The organism is Lacinutrix iliipiscaria, from assembly GCF_042686125.1.
In the GTDB taxonomy this organism is placed as follows: domain Bacteria; phylum Bacteroidota; class Bacteroidia; order Flavobacteriales; family Flavobacteriaceae; genus Oceanihabitans; species Oceanihabitans iliipiscarium.
The window spans coordinates 203,930-222,703 of the sequence record NZ_JBHUOV010000002.1 but is presented as its reverse complement, the minus strand read 5'-3'; the positions used below and the strand labels follow the sequence as shown (position 1 = coordinate 222,703).

At 32.2% G+C, this 18,774-nt stretch carries 17 protein-coding genes; 7 read left to right on the top strand and 10 right to left on the bottom strand.

The window, feature by feature from the left end; genetic code table 11:
• Nucleotides 1-12 precede the first annotated feature (12 nt).
• Together ACFS5M_RS08115 and ACFS5M_RS08110 are read right to left on the bottom strand one after the other, a co-directional pair.
• Nucleotides 13-675, bottom strand: a complete 663-nt coding sequence (locus ACFS5M_RS08115; protein WP_183487720.1) for an ABC transporter ATP-binding protein — start codon at nucleotides 673-675, stop codon at nucleotides 13-15.
• 52 nt (nucleotides 676-727) lie between these two features.
• On the bottom strand, nucleotides 728-3,112 hold the full coding sequence (locus tag ACFS5M_RS08110) for a DUF5916 domain-containing protein (protein ID WP_379898503.1): 2,385 nt from the start codon (nucleotides 3,110-3,112) through the stop codon (nucleotides 728-730).
• A 285-nt stretch (nucleotides 3,113-3,397) separates the two neighbouring features.
• Here ACFS5M_RS08110 and folE point away from each other — a divergent pair, with 285 nt between their 5' ends.
• Entirely contained in the window at nucleotides 3,398-3,994 is a 597-nt protein-coding gene (gene folE, locus ACFS5M_RS08105; RefSeq protein ID WP_183487716.1) for a GTP cyclohydrolase I FolE, read from the top strand.
• A gap of 33 nt (nucleotides 3,995-4,027) precedes the next feature.
• Nucleotides 4,028-4,357 carry a hypothetical protein gene (locus ACFS5M_RS08100; RefSeq protein ID WP_379898500.1) on the top strand — a complete coding sequence of 110 codons (330 nt, stop codon included), beginning with the start codon at nucleotides 4,028-4,030 and terminating at the stop codon, nucleotides 4,355-4,357.
• A gap of 73 nt (nucleotides 4,358-4,430) precedes the next feature.
• On the opposite strand, the gene ACFS5M_RS08095 is transcribed toward ACFS5M_RS08100, so the two are convergent.
• The 8 genes from ACFS5M_RS08095 to ACFS5M_RS08060 all read right to left on the bottom strand — a co-directional run bounded on the left by ACFS5M_RS08095 (nucleotide 4,431) and on the right by ACFS5M_RS08060 (nucleotide 11,908).
• Entirely contained in the window at nucleotides 4,431-6,704 is a 2,274-nt protein-coding gene (locus ACFS5M_RS08095) for a TonB-dependent receptor (protein WP_183487714.1), read from the bottom strand.
• Between the two features lie 57 nt (nucleotides 6,705-6,761).
• On the bottom strand, nucleotides 6,762-7,094 hold the full coding sequence (locus tag ACFS5M_RS08090; RefSeq protein ID WP_183487712.1) for a hypothetical protein: 333 nt from the start codon (nucleotides 7,092-7,094) through the stop codon (nucleotides 6,762-6,764).
• Nucleotides 7,094-7,396, bottom strand: a complete 303-nt coding sequence (locus ACFS5M_RS08085) for a DUF6787 family protein (RefSeq protein WP_183487710.1) — start codon at nucleotides 7,394-7,396, stop codon at nucleotides 7,094-7,096. Before ACFS5M_RS08085 ends, ACFS5M_RS08090 begins: the two co-directional genes overlap by 1 nt.
• A gap of 30 nt (nucleotides 7,397-7,426) precedes the next feature.
• Nucleotides 7,427-7,858 carry a DUF6146 family protein gene (locus ACFS5M_RS08080; protein ID WP_183487708.1) on the bottom strand — a complete coding sequence of 144 codons (432 nt, stop codon included), beginning with the start codon at nucleotides 7,856-7,858 and terminating at the stop codon, nucleotides 7,427-7,429.
• A gap of 74 nt (nucleotides 7,859-7,932) precedes the next feature.
• On the bottom strand, nucleotides 7,933-8,571 hold the full coding sequence (locus ACFS5M_RS08075; protein WP_183487706.1) for a DUF937 domain-containing protein: 639 nt from the start codon (nucleotides 8,569-8,571) through the stop codon (nucleotides 7,933-7,935).
• 130 nt (nucleotides 8,572-8,701) lie between these two features.
• Nucleotides 8,702-9,664, bottom strand: coding sequence for a D-2-hydroxyacid dehydrogenase (locus tag ACFS5M_RS08070; RefSeq protein WP_183487704.1), 963 nt, complete (start codon nucleotides 9,662-9,664; stop codon nucleotides 8,702-8,704).
• Between the two features lie 8 nt (nucleotides 9,665-9,672).
• Complete coding sequence (gene serC / locus ACFS5M_RS08065) at nucleotides 9,673-10,737, bottom strand: 3-phosphoserine/phosphohydroxythreonine transaminase (protein ID WP_183487702.1); 1,065 nt, start codon at nucleotides 10,735-10,737, stop codon at nucleotides 9,673-9,675.
• A 112-nt stretch (nucleotides 10,738-10,849) separates the two neighbouring features.
• Nucleotides 10,850-11,908, bottom strand: a complete 1,059-nt coding sequence (locus ACFS5M_RS08060) for an acyl-CoA reductase (protein ID WP_183487700.1) — start codon at nucleotides 11,906-11,908, stop codon at nucleotides 10,850-10,852.
• A gap of 64 nt (nucleotides 11,909-11,972) precedes the next feature.
• On the opposite strand from ACFS5M_RS08060, the gene ACFS5M_RS08055 reads away from it, so the two are divergent.
• From ACFS5M_RS08055 to ACFS5M_RS08035, 5 genes are all read left to right on the top strand, one after another.
• Nucleotides 11,973-12,326: a 4Fe-4S dicluster domain-containing protein gene (locus ACFS5M_RS08055; protein ID WP_183487698.1), complete on the top strand. Its 354-nt coding sequence runs from the start codon at nucleotides 11,973-11,975 to the stop codon at nucleotides 12,324-12,326.
• A 105-nt stretch (nucleotides 12,327-12,431) separates the two neighbouring features.
• Entirely contained in the window at nucleotides 12,432-13,526 is a 1,095-nt protein-coding gene (ychF, locus tag ACFS5M_RS08050; protein ID WP_183487696.1) for a redox-regulated ATPase YchF, read from the top strand.
• Nucleotides 13,527-13,667: 141 nt separating this feature from the next.
• Nucleotides 13,668-15,536 carry a DNA topoisomerase IV subunit B gene (locus tag ACFS5M_RS08045; RefSeq protein WP_183487694.1) on the top strand — a complete coding sequence of 623 codons (1,869 nt, stop codon included), beginning with the start codon at nucleotides 13,668-13,670 and terminating at the stop codon, nucleotides 15,534-15,536.
• Between the two features lie 52 nt (nucleotides 15,537-15,588).
• Nucleotides 15,589-16,011 (top strand): hypothetical protein, encoded by a 423-nt coding sequence (locus ACFS5M_RS08040; protein ID WP_379898493.1) that lies wholly within the window; start codon nucleotides 15,589-15,591, stop codon nucleotides 16,009-16,011.
• Nucleotides 16,008-18,695, top strand: a complete 2,688-nt coding sequence (locus tag ACFS5M_RS08035) for a DNA gyrase/topoisomerase IV subunit A (RefSeq protein ID WP_183487691.1) — start codon at nucleotides 16,008-16,010, stop codon at nucleotides 18,693-18,695. The genes ACFS5M_RS08040 and ACFS5M_RS08035 overlap by 4 nt, the downstream gene beginning before the upstream one ends.
• The last annotated feature ends 79 nt before the right edge of the window (nucleotides 18,696-18,774 follow it).

Genomic DNA, 18,774 nt, shown 5'->3' with positions numbered 1-18,774 from the left:
TTTGGTTTAAAGTTAGTCCACTATTTTACCATCAACCATAGTGAGTTTTCTGTCAGCCATATTCGCTAAATCTTCGTTATGAGTTACAATTACAAAGGTTTGACCGAATTGGTCACGTAACTTAAAAAAGAGATTGTGTAAATTTTCAGCAGAGGCACTATCTAAGTTTCCAGAAGGTTCATCGGCAAAAATTAAATCAGGATTATTAACCAAAGCTCTAGCTACAGCAACCCGTTGTTGCTCACCACCAGAAAGCTCATTAGGTTTATGTTTGTATCGATGTGATAAGCCCAGAAAATCGAGAAGTTCTTTAGCTCTTTTTTCGGCAGCTGCGGGTTTTACACCTTTAATAAAAGCAGGAATACAAACATTTTCTAATGCTGTAAATTCAGGAAGTAATTGGTGAAACTGAAAGATAAAACCAATGTTTTCATTTCTAAACTTAGCTAAAGCTTTATCGTTTAAAGACTGAATATCTGTATCTTTAATTTTAAAAGTGGAAGTTTCTTTTTTAGAGGCCTTATCTAATGTTCCTAAAATATGCAAAAGCGTTGTTTTTCCTGCACCAGAAGCACCAACTATGGAGACGATTTCTCCTTTTTTTATATGCAAATCCACACCTTTTAACACGTGTAAATCTTCAAAATATTTATGAATGTTTTTTGCTAAAATCATACGTTCATTAATGAAATGATGAAAGTAACACTTTATGCCTTAGCAAGCAACTTTAAATGGTTTTAGACCGATTAGATTTTCTGTTAAATATTTTTTTGATGCTACTATAATCTATGAAGTATTGCAAGCGCATCGAAAAAGTTTGCTCGATAGGTTGGTCAAATAAAGTGCCAATACTATCAAAATAACTTTCCTCAGACATAGAATCGCGATTAAATAATTGATTTCTATAAAGCGCAGTTAAAAAGCTTCCAGGAGCGACTTGCCAAGTATAACTTAAATCTAAGTTCCAGGTGTTAAAGTTCACATTAGGATCATCAACATCAGCTGTAGTATAACCATCGTCAGTGTTTAACGAGCCATTGTCTTCAAGTACAAATAAATCGGTATCATAATTTACAGTTGACCAAAAGTTTCTAAAGGCAAGTGAAACAGTATGAAATGGATTAAAGGTATAGCTTCCTGACAAGATATTTTCAAGAGAATATATATCGCGTTCACCAAAAATAATATCCTCATCAATTTTATTGACATAACCACGACTTCCTTTATGATTTCGTAGTGTAAAATCATAACCAATTCTAAATTTATCACTAAAGCGAATGGAAGGATCAAATCCGAATCCATAACCAGTTAAATCTCTTTCTTTATCAAACGCATGAAAACCATAAAGAAAGGTATTTACAGAAAGGGTTTTGTTGCTATCTGTTTCAATCCACCCTTCAATATTAGCAATGTCTTTGTATACAAAATAACGTTTGTTTTCAAAATCACGTGGTTCAAAATAATCGTATTGTTTTCCAGTTTCCATATTAATGTTGCCACCAAACCACATGAGTTTTTTATTTTGAGCATTAAAACTAATTCCTGCATTAGCTCCTGTGTATGTATTAGGTTTATACAGCATTCTATAATTTACCCAAGTACCAATGTAGAAATTATTTAGTTTTTCGGTAGGCTCAAAGATTTGATACCAAGCATCAATGCCAAAATTGCTATAGTTGTTAGTGTTATTTAAACCAAGATCATTGATATCATAATTACTATTTGCAAAGCTATAATCGAAACTATACCTATATTTACCATGCGTTTTAGCAATATAGAAGAAGGTACTTAAACCTGTTTCTAAGTTGTCTTTTTCAGGTAGACTTACATTACTCATTTTAATTTGACCTTGAATGTTATAAGTGTTTCTTTTATTAGAAATATCGGCTAATAAACCAGTAACATTACTGTCTCTAAAATGACCATCTCTTGTCACATTCGTGTTAATCAAACTCACTGAAGAATTGCCATTAAATTGCTGATCTACAACTATAATATTGTAATTAGATAGAGGTTCAACGACTTCTTCACGAGTATCACCTGTGACTGTGTTTTTTACTCTAGCTTTAGTTTTTTCAGTAATGGCGTTAAACACACCAATACCTAAACCGCTTTTAGTTCTTCCAGAAAGTTTAAGTGCATTTAATACTTTAACTTCATCAGGAAAATCATCTATCTCTTCATCAGTTCCCAATTCAACATTTCCACTTGGGCGATTACCAACACGTCGTGAAAAGAATAAATTACCTTTATTAAATAAATCGACACCTTCTTTAAAAAACTGGCGTTGTTCACCAAAAGTTTGCTCAAAAGGGCCAAGATTTAGTGTTCTATTATCAAAAGCTGCTTGACTAAAATCAGGGATTAAAGTTGCGTCTAAAGTGAAATTCTCTGTAACACCATATTTCAGGTCTAATCCTAACTTTAAATCGGTTTCTGTATCTCCATCATAATCGGTTATAATTCCTGAAACAAATGGATAAAAACTAAGTCGAGTAGGAGGTTTAATATTGGCAATACCAGTAACCTCACCATGATAAAGACCAATATTTCCCTTGGATCTATCAACAGCATTCCAAGTATATTGTGAATTGTCTAACCTAAATCGTCTGTGAAATTGAATTCCCCAAGTTTGTATTGCTTCATTAGAAAAGCGTAGTGCTCTATAAGGAATTTTCATTTCAACAATCCAACCATCATCAACAATTTTTACGGCACTATCCCAAACGGCACTCCATCCAAAGTCTTCGCCATTACTAGGAGTTGCAACAGCATCTGCTTGAGTTCCGCTACTAAAAACAAAAAATTCGGTATCGTTTTGTGCATCATTATTTGGATTTAAAATCACTCCAAAAAAATCTGAATTACCAAAATTATCGCGACTAGTGAGCTGCTTTTGTATATCTTCAGGTTTATCTTTTAAATATGCAGCAACATAAATAGCATCATCATCATAGGTCATTTTAACCAATGTTTTTTGGTGATCTTTAAGAGTGACACCCATTTCTGGTCTAAATTGAATGAAGTCTGTAGCAATTTCTGCAGTTTGCCAAGCTTCATCATCTAATACAGCATCAATTTTTGGTGCAGTGTTAGTTTTTACGATGTTCATTGATTTTTTTTCTTGTGCACTAAGAGGAATAGCAGTTATTAGTGCACATAAGATGATTAAGTAACGATACATTTTAGTTTAGTGTTTAGCTTTTGATTGATAGATTAAAGACAATAAAAAAATGAAACTGTTACAGTAATCCATTCAAATTTAAAACGGTATGTTCGTTTTTTTTCATAAACAAAAGTTAAAAAAAAATGAAAATGTTAATGTTGTTGTAAGGTTTAGCGATTTTTTCGACTTCTTATTTTTTGTGTATTTTTATAAAAATATAATTAATAAAGGATGCCATATAAACAGTTTGAAGAGTATAACATTGAAGCTACGGAAGAAATCACTTCTCAATTTAAAAATATTATTAAAGACTTAGGAGAAGACACATCACGAGATGGTTTAATTAAAACACCAGAACGCGCTGCAAAAGCTATGCAGTTTTTAACACAAGGGTATAATCAAGATGCAGCCAAAGTGCTTAAAAGTGCTATGTTTAAAGAGTCTTATAACGATATGGTTATTGTTAAAGATATTGAATTGTATTCATTATGCGAGCATCATATTTTGCCATTTTTTGGAAAAGCACATATAGCTTATATACCAAATGGTCATATTGTAGGACTGAGTAAATTGCCCCGAATTGTCGATATTTTTGCAAGACGATTACAAGTCCAAGAGCGATTAACCCATCAAATTTTAGACTGTATTAATGATACTTTAAAACCACAAGGCGTTGCAGTAGTTATTGAAGCTTCACATATGTGTATGATGATGCGTGGAGTTCAAAAGCAAAACTCAGTAACCACAACTTCAGGGTTTAGAGGTCAATTTGAAAAAATAGAAACCAGAAATGAGTTTTTAAAACTTATCAGCGAAAAGCTCTCTTAATGTAACAGATAGCGAAGTATTTAGACTTATAAAGTGTCAGTTAAACTTGGCACTTTTTTTGTTTATAGAATTATAATGAATTTACAGATTAAAAATAAATACAAATTACTAGCTTTAAGTATCGTGTTAGATATAATTGGGCTGATTCCTTTTATCGATTTAGTTTGGGCTCCACTTTCGGGTTATATTATGACAAGATTATATAAAGGTGAAATGGGTAAATATGCTGGAATATTCACTTTTATTGAAGAAATAATCCCAGGTTTAGACTTTATACCAACATTTACTATTATGTGGTTTTATACTAATGTGATTAAAAAGACAAAACCTGAGGATACTATAATAGAAGTCGATGCCGAATAGCGTCCTTTTATTTCATGCTAGGCATTTTAAAAACCCTCCTCTTACACTTAGGAGGAGGGTAAATATTGGTTTCTTATAACGTGTAACTTAAAGAGAAACTAAAGTTTCTTCCTATATTATAAATGCCATCTGGTTTTAAACGCGATAAATGATTTACGTATTTTTTATTAGTTAAGTTAGTACCAGTAATTTGTATTTGTAATACACTTTTAAATACGTTTATTTCACCTCCAAATCCAGCGCTTAGCAAGTTGTATCCAGAAGTTTCTGTTTCAAAAACACTTGTATTCTTTTGGGCAAAAGCAGAGCTTAAAGTCACAAAAGCATTTCCTTTATTTAATGGTTTTAAATTATATTCTACACGTAATGTATTATTCAACTTGTTTGCAGGAATTAAAGGTAAATAATCATCATTATTTAGTTTTCCTGTAACAGTTTCAAAGCTACTTTCAATATGTAACCAATCTAAAGGATGAGGATGAATATGAAGACCAACTTCTCCTCCATATAGTTTTGCGTCGTCTTGAAGGTATAAAAACACAGGATCATCATTTATCAAATCTCCATTAGGAGACAAAAAGATGTAATTTTTAATTATGTTGTAAAATCCGTTAGCAAAAATCTCTAAATGGTCAGTTTTATACTCTAAAGCTAAATCAATTTGGAGGTTTTGCTCATTATTTAAGTTCTCATTTCCAATTTCAAAACGGTTAGTCCCTTCATGAGAACCGTAAGATGTCAGTTCTGCTAGGTTGGGAGCTCTAAAACCTGAAGCTAAATTTAATCTAGCTACCACATTTTTCGATAGATTTGTTTTAACGCCTAAAGCACCATTAAAACTTGTAAAGCTTTTATCGATACTATTAACGACTTTTATATTTCTAGTATCAAATCTTGCCCCTAATTGTATATCAGCTTTTTCAAAATGAATATGAGATGTAGCTAAAACACCAAAATCATTGGTGGTAGCATCAGGAATTAGCACTTCTTCACCATAATTTGTATTGATTTGGTGCATCCCTTGTACACCCACTATAGTTTCAAACTTTCCGAATTTGGGTAAATGATATTTAGCATCATAGTTAAAAGTTTTTAACTTCATATGTAAAGCAGGATGTAAGATCTCATCATGGTGTTCTTCATCATCATGTTCATCATCATCATGTTCATCATCATCATGTTCATCATCATCATCATCATCATGATCTTCATCATCATCATGGTGGTGTTCTTCTTCAAATTCTTTTCTATCATTGTAGGTATAACCAAGGTTCAAGTCTAAACGTGAGTTTTCAAAAAACAATGTAGATTTTGAGCTAAAAATATGATTTGTTATGCCTTGATAAGGTAATAAAGGCGATTTGTTTAGGTTTTGAATTCCTATTTCTTCAGGAATACCAAGTTTTGATGCATTTAAATTGTAACGTAATTCTGTTTTAAAATTCACATCTTGATAGCCTAAAGCTGCTTTTAGATCTTTTTCGTTAAAGCGTGTGTTAGTGACTCTGTAATCTTCAGTTTTATAATCTGCATGTTCTGTAAAACTCCCTCTAATTAAGAACTTAAATTTTTCACCAGAACTTTTATACCCCAAATTGGTATTTAAGCCTTCAGTGTTTGTAAAATATTGAAAATTAAGGTTAGTCTCACTTTCATTTTCATGAGCAAAACGTTCTGGATTTAAATATAAAACACCGCCAATAGCATCGCTACCATAAAGAAGTGAAGCAGGTCCTTTTATAACTTCGACACTTTCGATACCAGCATCATTTATGCCTAACCCATGTTCGCTACCAAATTGTTGGTTTTCTAAACGGATTCCTTGTGTGTACACTAGTACGCGATTAGAGCTTAAGCCTCTAATAACGGGCTTAGCAATGCTTATACCTGTAGATACGCCATCAACACCAGGAATGTTGGTAATACCTTCAGCTAGGTTAATAGCACCTTTTGATTTTAAATCAGAGGCTTTGCGTTGCTCAACCTTCATGACATTTTCACTTTGTAGTTTGTGAAACGGTGTTGAAACAATGACTTCTTCTATTTCTATTGCTGAAGGAAGCAAAGCAATTTTTAAATCTTCTTGATACGGAATTTGTATGGTTTGCGAATAGGTTTCAAAACCAATAATAGATACCAGAATATTGTAGTTGCCAGTGGGCAAATTATGGATGCTAAATACACCAACTTCATTGGTTGTGGTTCCTTTTTCTAATTGTGGAAAATAGATGTTGGCAAAAGCAATGCTTTCATTTGTTTCACTATTGAATACAGATCCAGAAAGGCTGTTTTGTGAATATATAGATGTTACTGCTAGGAATAGCAATAGGTTTAAAAATAATTTCATTTTATTTTAGTTTAATTTAAGATGTATAATTGCTGATAAATCAGCTTTACGATGTCATTAAACTAATTGTGGAGGTCCTCTTAAGGAAAAGGATAAGCGTTGATAGTCAGAAATAAATTCATACTGAGAACTAAACACTTTATGATTGTTCTCTATGGAAAGTAAATTAAAAGTTTGAGCTTTGAAAGTAAATGCATTATTGACTTTAAATTTATAAAACTCACAATCTAAGTCTAAAGTATGTAAGTGTGCCTGTTGCTTACTTATACAAACTTCATGTTTATGGTTTTCAAAAACGTGTGCAAATTTAACTAGAGTAGGAGTTATTAATGAAATCACTAATACTACCGATAGTATTTTAAAATTAATATGTGATTTCGCTTTATTCATTAATTAGCAAATTGCTTAAAACCCATTCGTGTTAACATCTTTTTTACGAAATTCCAGAAAAAATCAAATTGACCAAAGAGCCATCCGAAGAATACTAATAAAAACTGGTACATCACAAATAAAATTATAATTCGGAGTGTCCAATAAATAAAACTATTAAAAGTTTCTGGAGTAATATTTAATAAAGCTAAAATTGGCTTTCCTATAAAAGACGCTGTTGTGCCTGTAATTGAGAACACAATTAATATGACAGCTACTTGCCAATTAGAATTTATTCCCCAACGTTGTTTTAGTTTTTCCATAAAATATATTGCAAAAGTAAAAAATAACTTCTACAATTTAGGAACAATTCCTGCTAATTGTTGCTTATATTTTATTTGAAAATAAATAAAGTAGTTGTATAGTTTGTAATTCACATCATAGCCATAATCTACACCTTGTTGATAGTTGATTTGCATGTCATATAAATTTGGGTCGTATTGCATAGAGTTAATCGCTCTTGCGTTCCAAGCTGTGACATATTGTATGTTTTTGTTTTCTAAATAGTTTTGCGAATGAAAGCCTACAGGTTTTGCTCTAGAAGCGAGCCAAGTACTGAAACCAGGTTCGATGATAATTATATCATATTCTAAATCATTATTTGAAATACGAACGGTGTCATTCTTTTGTATGGCATGAGATGTTTCTGTTGTTGATTTATTTTTGGATGTATTACAAGCAATTAATAATAAGCCTACTAATAATGAATAGAATACAGATTTCATGAGAAATGTTTATTTTAAAAATACAAAAAAAGCCAAACATGAGTTTGGCTTTTTTGTTAAAATATTGAAGAGTATTACTTCCCTCCAAAAAGTCCGCCAAGTAAACCTCCAAGGCCACCTTTTTTACTAGCATTTCCTAAAACCATACCAGCAACATCGTCAATTACACTACCATCTCCATCTGCATCTAATATTTTTTCAAGGAAACTTTGTTCTTCTTTTGCAGCGTTACCACCAAGTAAACCGCCAAGTAAACCACTTAAATCGTTTGATGAGCTTACATTGTTTTGTTTAGCTTGTTTGCCTAATACACCCATTAAAATTGGTGCAGCAACTTTTAAGATGTTACCAACTGAACCTGAATCTAATCCAGATTTTTCACCAATGATTTTCTCAACGCCTTGTTTTCTATTACCTAAAACATGACCTAATATTTTTTCACCATCGTTTGTTACCTCTTCATTCACTCCACCACTAAATAAACCACCAAGGTTATCTAAGATGCTTCCATCGTGTTTATTAGCAAGTGCTCCCATTAAACCTTCCGCGCCTTGAGGCGTAGAAGCGTTACGTTCCATGGCCTTCATAAGTACAGGCAAAGCCATTGTTAAGACGCTGCTTGTTTTATTTTGGTCTGTTCCAGTTGATCCAGAGACCCCGTTAATAATGGTTTTACCTAAGTCGCTGTTTAATAAGTCTAAAATTCCTGACATTTGTTTTATTTTTTTAATTAATATTCACCTTTTAATTTTAAAAGATGTATTACAATTTACATAAAAAAAGCCTTAACGTTTTTGTTAAGACTTTAATATTTTTTTTACGATAAAAACTATCTATAAACGGTTAATTTTTATCGGTAAGAAGTAAACTTTTTATTTGAGAAGCAAGTTCTGTACCAATTCTGTCTTGGGCTTCGTTAGTAGCAGCTCCAATATGAGGCGTTAAAGAAACGCGACCATTCATTAAAACTTGTATCGCAGGAGTAGGTTCATTTTCAAAAGTATCTAAACCAGCAAATGCCACTTTACCAGATTCTAAAGCTTCAATTAAAGCCACTTCATCTATAATTCCACCACGAGCTGCATTTACAATACCAACACCATCCTTCATAAGATCAAAGTGTTTTTTTGTAATGATATGTTCTTTTTGAGCAGGAACATGTAAAGAAACAAAGTCTGAATGCTTTAATACATCCTTCATTGGTTCAGTTTCAATTTCTACATTAATAAATTGTCCGTTATAAAACTCAACTTTAATATCTGCTTTACCCACAAATTTATCACTTGCAATAACTTTCATACCAACACCTAAAGCGATTTTAGCCACTTCACGTCCAATGCGACCAAACCCAATAATACCAAGCGTTTTTCCTCTTAATTCAACACCATTGGCGTAATTCTTTTTTAAAGCTTTAAATTTTGTGTCACCATCTAAAGGCATATTTCTGTTTGAGTCGTGTAAAAAACGAACACCTCCAAAAAGATGTGCAAAAACTAATTCTGCAACAGATTGCGATGAAGCTGCAGGTGTGTTTATAACATGAATACCTTTGCTTCTTGCGTACTCCACATCAATGTTGTCCATACCAACTCCGCCACGACCAATGACTTTTAAGCTTGGACAAGCATCAATAAGATCTTTTCGCACAGTGGTAGCGCTTCTAACGAGTAAAGTGCCAATGTTATTTGAGTTTATATAATTTATAAGTTGTTCTTGTGCTACGGTTGTAGTTAAGACTTCAAAACCAGCTTCTTGTAAGGCGTTTATTCCGCTTTGCGAAATACCATCATTTGCTAATACTTTCATGTAATTTATTATGCTTTAGTTTCTAATTCGCTCATCACTTCTACTAATGCTTTTACACTATCTAGAGGTAAGGCATTGTACATAGATGCTCTGTAGCCACCAACACTTCTATGGCCATTTAATCCGTTAATACCAGCTTCTTTAAGCATGGTTTCAAAGGTTTCTTTTAAATTTTCATTAATAAGAGTAAAAGTAGCATTCATATTTGAACGGTCTTCTTTATTTGAATAGCCTTTAAATAAAGGGTTTAAGTCAATCTCAGAATACATTACTCGAGCTTTCATTTCATTTATTTCTTCTATGGCTTTAATACCACCAAGGTTTTTTAACCATTCCAGTGTTAACATTGAAACATATACAGGAAACACAGGAGGCGTATTAAACATGCTGCTTTTACTGATATGCACTTTGTAATCCATCATAGATGGAATTTTGCGAGATACTTTTCCTAAAATATCTTCACGAACAACGACAAGGGTTGTTCCAGCTGGACCCATATTTTTTTGAGCGCCAGCATATATTAAATCGAATTTTGAAAAATCTAAAGTTCTTGAAAAGATATCACTACTCATATCGCAGACCATAGGTATTGGCGAATCAGGGAATGATTTCATTTGCGTTCCAAATATGGTGTTGTTAGAAGTGCAGTGAAAATAGTCATAATCTGAAGGAATATCATAGCCTTTAGGGATGTAATTATATCCTGCGTCTTTAGATGAGCCTACTTCATAAATATCATCGTAAATTTTAGCTTCTTTAATCGCTTTATCGCTCCAAGTTCCAGTATTTAAATAACCAGCTCTTTTTTCTAGTAGATTTAAGGCTACCATCAAAAATTGAGTACTCGCTCCACCTTGTAAGAATAAAGCTTTGTAACCTTTACCTTCAAGGCCTAAGAGTTCTAAAGCTAAAGACCTTGCTTTTTCCATTACATCAACAAATGGTTTGCTTCTGTGCGATATCTCTAATAATGATAATCCGTCATTGTTGTAATCCATTACAGCTTCAGAAGCTTTTAATAAAACTTCTTGCGGAAGAATACATGGTCCTGCACTAAAATTATGTTTTTTCATTTTTTTACTGAATTTATTTCAGGATATTTTTTAATCCTAATAACAATTTTTAACAGTTGCAAAGGTGCTAATTTTTGACAGGAATTATGTTATTAAAATGATAATTTATCAACTAAATTTTTAACAAAAATGCAATAGTATCAACATTATCTGCATAATCCCAAAGTTGAGGTTGTTGAGTTTGTCCAAAATCAATTTCATTACGATCAAAGCCTTTTGAAACTATACATTGAATCTTGTTTTTATTATTCTCTAAATATGTTTTTAGCGTAGATTTATTGTCGTAAAATTCATAAAATACAGTTGCAATTGGTGAGGAAAAGCTTAGATCTTCTTTAATCATTAAGAAGCCATTTTCTAGCATATCAAATTCACTCATAAGATAGACTGCTTTGTTGTAGTCGTAGTTATTAGCATATTTAGCTCCATTAATAATTGGGTTCCAATGAAAAACACCTTTAAAAAATGCTTCAAAATTATAGTTTTTTGGGACAAACAATTTAGATACATTTCTGCAGCCTAAACCATAATACCTAAATATATCTTCAGATAGGGCTTTTAGTTGTTCTTCAGATTCATCACCATTTAGAATTGCTATAGAATTTCTATTTTTTCTAATTATTGATGGTTTGTTTTTAAAATAATACTCAAAATAACGAGCCGTATTGTCACTTCCAGTAGCAATCACTGCATCAAAGTGTTCTAGTTGGCCTTCGGTAAATTCTATTTTGCCTTTAAATTCTGGTTCAATATACTCTAGATATTTAGCTAAAAATGGTAGTAGGTGTTTGTCGTTTGAAGATTGTTTCACTAAAACATTATGACCAGAAATTAATACAGATAAAAAATCATGAAAACCTACTAAAGGTATATTTCCAGCCATTATTATAGCGACTTTTTTAGCTTTAATATCATTAAAGTTATACTTTAAAACCCAATTATTAATATTGTTGTTTTCTAATGATTTAGACCAATTCTCTATAGAAAAAATAATATTTTCTTTTGTAAACCAACCATTGGTTTCTTCTGCTAATTTTATTTGATGTTTAAAACCATCAAAAAACAAATCATTATGATTAATATTTTCTTTTTTATGAAATCCATCAGAAGTAAACTGACTTAAAAAAATACCTAATTTGGCAAAGGCGTTAATTCTTTGTTCTAAAATCATTCTTGTATTTGGTTATGAATACTTTTGGCGTTATTTTTGCGCAAAGTTAGAAAAGAAAAATGCTATGGCAATAATAATAACAGACGAATGTATAAATTGTGGTGCATGTGAACCTGAATGTCCTAATACTGCAATATATGAAGGCGCAGATGATTGGCGTTATAAAGACGGAACAAGTTTAAGCGGCAAATTAGTCTTAACTAATGGTAAAGAAGTCGATGCCGATGAAGCTCAAGAGCCAATTAGTGATGAGGTTTATTATATTGTGCCAGATAAATGTACAGAATGTAAAGGGTTTCATGAAGAGCCACAATGTGCTGCGGTATGTCCTGTAGATTGTTGTGTTCCGGATGAAGACCATGTTGAAACTGAAGAAGTGCTTTTAGGAAAACAAAAATTTATGCATCCTGAAGACTAATTATCAATAAAAAACAGATATTAAAATCTCAAGTTTTGCTTGAGATTTTTTTGTTTATAAAAGCTGAGAATTAACTACATTTGCATTCGCTAATAAAAAAACACAATGAAAGCAGGAATTGTAGGATTACCAAACGTTGGAAAATCAACTTTATTTAATTGTTTGTCTAATGCTAAGGCACAAAGCGCAAATTTTCCGTTTTGTACTATTGAGCCAAATATTGGAGTGGTAAATGTGCCAGATCCAAGATTGCAGAAACTAGAAGAATTAGTCAATCCTGAACGTGTGTTGCCCGCAACAGTAGAGATTGTTGATATTGCTGGATTAGTAAAAGGAGCTAGTAAAGGAGAAGGATTAGGAAATCAATTCTTGGCTAATATAAGAGAAACTGATGCCATTCTTCATGTGCTGCGTTGTTTTGATAATGATAATATTGTTCATGTTGATGGTAATGTAAACCCTATAAGAGATAAGGAAACTATCGATATGGAATTACAGCTGAAAGATTTAGAAACCATAGATAAGAAATTAGATAAGGTTAAAAGAGCTGCAAAAACAGGTAATAAAGATGCTCAAAAAGAAGAATCGGTTTTATTAAAAATAAAATCTGGCCTAGAGGCAGGAATTTCTGTACGTGCCATTGAATTTGACGAATCGGATTATGAAGAATTTGTAAAGCCTTCACAATTAATAACAGATAAACCAGTAATGTACGTTTGTAATGTAGATGAAAATGCAGCTGTTTCTGGTAATGCTTATGTCGATCAAGTTAAAGAAGCGGTAAAAGATGAAAACGCAGAAGTGTTAGTGCTTGCTGTTGGTACTGAAGCAGATATTAATGAACTAGATGACTATGAAGAACGACAGTTGTTTTTACAAGATATTGGATTAGAAGAGCCTGGTTCTGCTAAATTGATTCGTTCTGCATATAAATTATTAAATCAGCAAACTTACTTTACGGCTGGAGTTAAAGAAGTAAGAGCTTGGACAATAAATGTTGGAGCTACTGGACCACAAGCAGCAGGCGTGATTCATACCGATTTTGAAAAAGGGTTTATTCGAGCCGAAGTAATTGCTTATGATGACTATATTACTTACGGAAGTGAAGCCAAAGTCAAAGAGGCTGGAAAAATGCGTGTGGAAGGAAAGAATTATGTCGTTAAAGATGGCGATGTAATGCACTTCTTGTTTAATGTGTAAATAAAATGAAACACTAAATATTTAAAAAGCCAATGTTCTCAACAACATTGGCTTTTTATTGTTAATTACTTTGTTTAATCTGTATTTCATTTTTTAGAACGAAGTACTATATTAGCAACCTGTCACTATTTTTAAGATTTTATGTCTCAACAAACCAAATATACCGAAGATAATATACGTTCCCTCGATTGGAAAGAACACATTAGAATGCGTCCAGGAATGTATATTGGTAAACTTGGAGATGGTTCTTCACCTGATGATGGTATATACATATTACTAAAAGAAGTTCTTGATAACTCAATTGATGAGTATGTCATGGGAGCTGGAAAAACCATAGATATTTCAATTCAAGGCAGTAAAGTTATTGTGCGCGATTATGGTCGTGGTATTCCTTTAGGAAAGGTTGTAGATGTTGTTTCTAAAATGAATACAGGAGGAAAGTATGACTCTAAAGCCTTTAAAAAATCTGTTGGTTTAAACGGTGTAGGTACAAAAGCTGTAAATGCACTTTCTGAGTATTTTAGGGTAGAATCAACAAGAGATGGGAAATCGGCTTCTGCTGAATTTGAACAAGGAAATTTAATAAATCAAGATTTATTAGATGATACCTCAAGACGCAAAGGAACTAAAGTGTCTTTTGTTCCAGATGAAATCATCTTTAAAAATTATAAATATAGAAATGAGTATGTTAAAAAAATGCTCAAAAACTATGTCTATCTTAATCCTGGTTTAACCATTATTTTTAATGGAGAAAAATTTTACAGCGAAAATGGTTTAAAAGATTTACTATCCGAAAATATTAATGAATCAGATCGACTGTATCCTATTATTCATTTGCGTTCTGAAGATATTGAAGTCGCTTTAACGCATAGTAAGACTCAATATAGTGAAGAGTATCATTCTTTTGTAAATGGTCAAAATACGACGCAAGGTGGAACACATTTGGCTGCATTTAGAGAGGCTTTAGTTAGAACGATAAGAGAGTTTTATGGCAAAAACTATGAAGCTTCAGATATTAGGAAATCTGTAGTTTGCGCAATTGCAATAAAAGTTATGGAGCCTGTTTTTGAAAGTCAAACCAAAACTAAATTAGGATCTACAGATATGGGAGGCGATTTGCCTACTGTTAGAACGTTTATTAATGATTTTTTAAAAACGAAATTAGATAACTTTTTACATAAAAATGCAGATGTAGCAGAGAGTATTCAGCGTAAGATTCTTCAGGCAGAACGTGAACGTAAAGAATTGTCTGGAATACGTAAACTCGCTAAGGATAGAGCAAAAAAAGCAAGTCTTCATAATAAAAAATTACGTGATTGTCGTGTTCATTTTGGAGACACAAAAAACGAAAGAAATCTTGAAACGACTTTGTTTATTACTGAAGGGGATTCGGCTTCTGGTAGTATCACCAAGTCAAGAGATGTTAATACTCAAGCAGTTTTTAGTTTAAAAGGGAAGCCTTTAAATTGTTATGGTTTAACGAAGAAAATTGTTTATGAAAATGAAGAGTTTAACCTTTTACAGGCTGCTTTAAATATAGAAGAATCTATTGAAGATTTACGCTATAATAACATCGTTATTGCAACTGATGCTGATGTTGATGGCATGCATATTCGTTTATTACTCATTACATTTTTTCTGCAGTTTTTTCCTGAGATAATTAAAGAAGGTCACTTATATATATTACAAACTCCTTTGTTTAGAGTACGAAATAAAAAGGAAACAATTTATTGCTATTCTAATGAAGAACGGCTAAATGCTATTGAGAAGTTAAAACCTAAACCAGAAATTACTCGATTTAAAGGATTAGGTGAAATATCTCCAGATGAATTTGTGCATTTTATTGGAGAAGATATTCGATTAGATCCTGTAATGCTTGACAAAGATATGTCTATTGATGATTTGCTAAGTTTTTACATGGGAAAAAACACACCAGATAGACAAGAATTTATTATCGACAATTTAAAAGTTGAACTTGATATTTTAGAAGAAGAAGCTTATGAGAACTAGTAACTCAAAAATAAAAAATATAATAGTTTCAATCTATTTTATATTAATCGTTATGGCAATATTTTCTGCTGTAATGTTTAAGACGTTTAGTTCAATATCAACAGATCCTTTTATAGTTCTGGTTATTATTGCTGTGATTTTTGGCGCACTTTTTTTTATAGTCCATTATATTTCTAAATATTTTGAATATGATAGCGATGGTCATATGGTTATTGTAACCAATAAAGAATTATTAATGTCTGACAGGTTTAGCAATAAAGAGCATATTGTTGAATTTGAAAAAGATAAGTTAATCGGCTTTAAATTTAATAACTATATCGTATTTAAAAGCTTAGTACTTCTTATAAAAAATAAGCGAGGACATACTCAAAAAGAACGGTTTAATGTTACACTAGTCTCAAAAAAGAAAAGAAGGTATATAAGACAATCATTAACTAAAGTAATTAAAGAAAATAAAAAACAAGAAGGTTCATGATAGACGAAAATGACGACTTGATTAATGAAAATAATGACAATCAAGAAACCATTACAAGAGTTACAGGAATGTACAAAGAATGGTTTCTGGATTATGCATCCTATGTGATTTTAGAACGTGCAGTACCTGCTATTGAAGATGGTTTTAAACCTGTACAACGCAGAATCATGCAATCTATGAAAGACCTTGATGATGGTCGCTATAATAAAGTAGCAAACATTGTTGGTCATACTATGCAATATCATCCACATGGCGATGCAAGTATTGCAGATGCTATGGTGCAAATAGGTCAAAAAGATTTATTAATTGATACTCAAGGAAACTGGGGAAATATACTTACTGGAGATAGCGCTGCGGCTTCTCGTTATATTGAAGCACGTATTTCTAAGTTTGGTTTAGATGTCGTCTTTAACCCCAAAATTACTGAGTGGCAATCTTCTTATGATGGTCGACGAAAAGAGCCTATAAACCTTCCAGTCATGTTTCCATTATTATTGGCACAAGGTGGAGAAGGTATTGCTGTTGGTTTGTCGACTAAAATATTACCTCATAATTTTATTGAACTTATAGAAGCTTCAATTAAACATCTTCAAGGTAAGAGATTTACAATTTTACCAGATTTTCCAACAGCAGGAATTGCAGATTTCACTAATTATAATGATGGTTTAAGAGGAGGGAAAGTTAGAGTTCGAGCAAAAATATCTCAGCTTGATAAAAATACATTAGTCATTTCTGAAATCCCTTTTGCTACTAATACATCGTCTTTAATTGATTCTATTTTAAAGGCTAATGATAAGGGTAAAATAAAAATTAAAAAAATTGAAGATAATACTGCTGCTGAAGTTGAAATTTTAGTGCATTTACCTTCTGGTATATCTCCAGACAAAACTATTGATGCCTTGTATGCATTTACTAATTGCGAAATTTCTATTTCGCCTTTAGGTTGCGTAATTGAAGATAATAAGCCTTTGTTTATTGGTGTTACTGAAATGCTTCGTCGTTCTACAGATAATACTGTTCAGCTTTTAAAACAAGAGCTTGAAATAAAACTTAACGAACTAGAAGAGCAATGGCATTTCGCATCACTAGAACGTATATTTATTGAAAATAGAATCTATCGCGATATTGAAGAAGAAGAAACTTGGGATGGCGTTATAAGTGCTATAGATAAAGGATTGCAGCCTCATATTAAACATCTAAAACGCAAGGTTACTGAAGAAGATATTGCACGATTAACCGAAATTCGAATTAAGCGTATTTCAAAATTTGATATCGATAAAGCACAACAAAAAATTGAGGCTTTAGAAGATCAAATTGCTGAGGTTAAACATCATTTAGCAAATTTAATAGATTATGCCATCGCCTATTTTGCAAGACTAAAGAAAGAATATAGTGAAGGTCGCGAACGCAAAACGGAAATCCGAGTATTTGACGATGTTGATGCTACAAAAGTAGTCATTCGTAATACTAAATTGTATGTCAACAGAGAAGAAGGCTTTATTGGAACATCCTTACGTAAAAATGAATATGTCTGTGATTGTAGCGATATTGATGATATCATTGTATTTACCAAAGAGGGCAAAATGATGGTCACTAAAGTCGATACTAAAACGTTTATTGGAAAAGATATTATTCATGTTGCGGTTTTTAAAAAGAAAGACAAGCGTACAATTTATAATATGATTTATCGTGATGGAAAAGGTGGAGCGTCTTATGTCAAACGTTTCGCAGTTACAGGCACGACAAGAGATAAAGAATACGATTTAACTAACGGAAATACTAACTCAGTGGTTTGGTATTTCTCTGCAAATCCAAATGGCGAAGCAGAAGTGGTGACTGTTTTATTGCGTCAATCAGGAAGCATTAAAAAATTAAAATGGGACTTAGATTTTTCTGAAATACTCATCAAAGGAAGAGCTTCAAAAGGAAATCGTGTGACTAAATATTCGATAAAGCGTGTTGAGCTTAAAGAGAAAGGTGTATCTACTTTAAAGCCACGTAAAATTTGGTTTGATGACACTATTCAGCGTTTAAATGTTGATACTAGGGGAGAATTGGTTGGTGAGTTTAGAGGCGAAGATCGCTTGTTAGTAATTTCTCAATCAGGAATTGTAAAAACAATCTTACCAGAGTTAACAGCACGTTTTGATGATGATATGATTGTGTTAGAAAAATGGATTCCTAAAAAGCCGATTTCTGCTATATATTTTGATGGCGAAAAAGAACGATACTTTGTGAAACGATTCCTTGTTGAAAATGAAGGTAAAGAGGAAAGCTTTATTTCAGACCATCCGAAGTCAGTATTAGAGATTGTATCTACAGATTGGAAGCCAATGGTAGAAATTGAATACACTAAAGAGCGAGGTAAAGATCGAAAAGATAATGCTGAAGTTAATTTAGAAGAATTTATAGCTGTTAAAGGAATTTCTGCTTTAGGAAATCAACTCACTAAAGAAAAGGTGAATCAAATAAGTTTACTAGAGCCTTTGCCTTATGAAGCTCCTGAGCAAATTCCAGCAGAGGATATTGAGGTTGTTGATGAGGAAAATGTTGAAGCAGATTCAGATAAAACACCTCAAAGTAATTCAGACAACACAAAAACAACACCTTCTCATGAGCAAACTAAACCTGATAATGACTTAGATTTTGAAATTGATGAGGAAGGCCAAATCACTTTGTTTTAGATAATCTACCATTTCTCAAATACTTTTTAGTATTGCTTATTGGACTAGTGTTTTTTCTTAACTTCAAATTATAATTTAA

Coding starts and splice junctions, on each gene's coding strand:
- ACFS5M_RS08115 (WP_183487720.1), bottom strand. CDS start 675: ATGATTTTAGCAAAAAACATTCATAAATATTTTGAAGATTTACACGTG.
- ACFS5M_RS08110 (WP_379898503.1), bottom strand. CDS start 3,112: ATGAACATCGTAAAAACTAACACTGCACCAAAAATTGATGCTGTATTA.
- folE (WP_183487716.1), top strand. CDS start 3,398: ATGCCATATAAACAGTTTGAAGAGTATAACATTGAAGCTACGGAAGAA.
- ACFS5M_RS08095 (WP_183487714.1), bottom strand. CDS start 6,704: ATGAAATTATTTTTAAACCTATTGCTATTCCTAGCAGTAACATCTATA.
- ACFS5M_RS08090 (WP_183487712.1), bottom strand. CDS start 7,094: ATGAATAAAGCGAAATCACATATTAATTTTAAAATACTATCGGTAGTA.
- ACFS5M_RS08085 (WP_183487710.1), bottom strand. CDS start 7,396: ATGGAAAAACTAAAACAACGTTGGGGAATAAATTCTAATTGGCAAGTA.
- ACFS5M_RS08080 (WP_183487708.1), bottom strand. CDS start 7,858: ATGAAATCTGTATTCTATTCATTATTAGTAGGCTTATTATTAATTGCT.
- ACFS5M_RS08075 (WP_183487706.1), bottom strand. CDS start 8,571: ATGTCAGGAATTTTAGACTTATTAAACAGCGACTTAGGTAAAACCATT.
- ACFS5M_RS08070 (WP_183487704.1), bottom strand. CDS start 9,664: ATGAAAGTATTAGCAAATGATGGTATTTCGCAAAGCGGAATAAACGCC.
- serC (WP_183487702.1), bottom strand. CDS start 10,737: ATGAAAAAACATAATTTTAGTGCAGGACCATGTATTCTTCCGCAAGAA.
- ACFS5M_RS08060 (WP_183487700.1), bottom strand. CDS start 11,908: ATGATTTTAGAACAAAGAATTAACGCCTTTGCCAAATTAGGTATTTTT.
- ACFS5M_RS08055 (WP_183487698.1), top strand. CDS start 11,973: ATGGCAATAATAATAACAGACGAATGTATAAATTGTGGTGCATGTGAA.
- ychF (WP_183487696.1), top strand. CDS start 12,432: ATGAAAGCAGGAATTGTAGGATTACCAAACGTTGGAAAATCAACTTTA.
- ACFS5M_RS08045 (WP_183487694.1), top strand. CDS start 13,668: ATGTCTCAACAAACCAAATATACCGAAGATAATATACGTTCCCTCGAT.
- ACFS5M_RS08040 (WP_379898493.1), top strand. CDS start 15,589: ATGGCAATATTTTCTGCTGTAATGTTTAAGACGTTTAGTTCAATATCA.
- ACFS5M_RS08035 (WP_183487691.1), top strand. CDS start 16,008: ATGATAGACGAAAATGACGACTTGATTAATGAAAATAATGACAATCAA.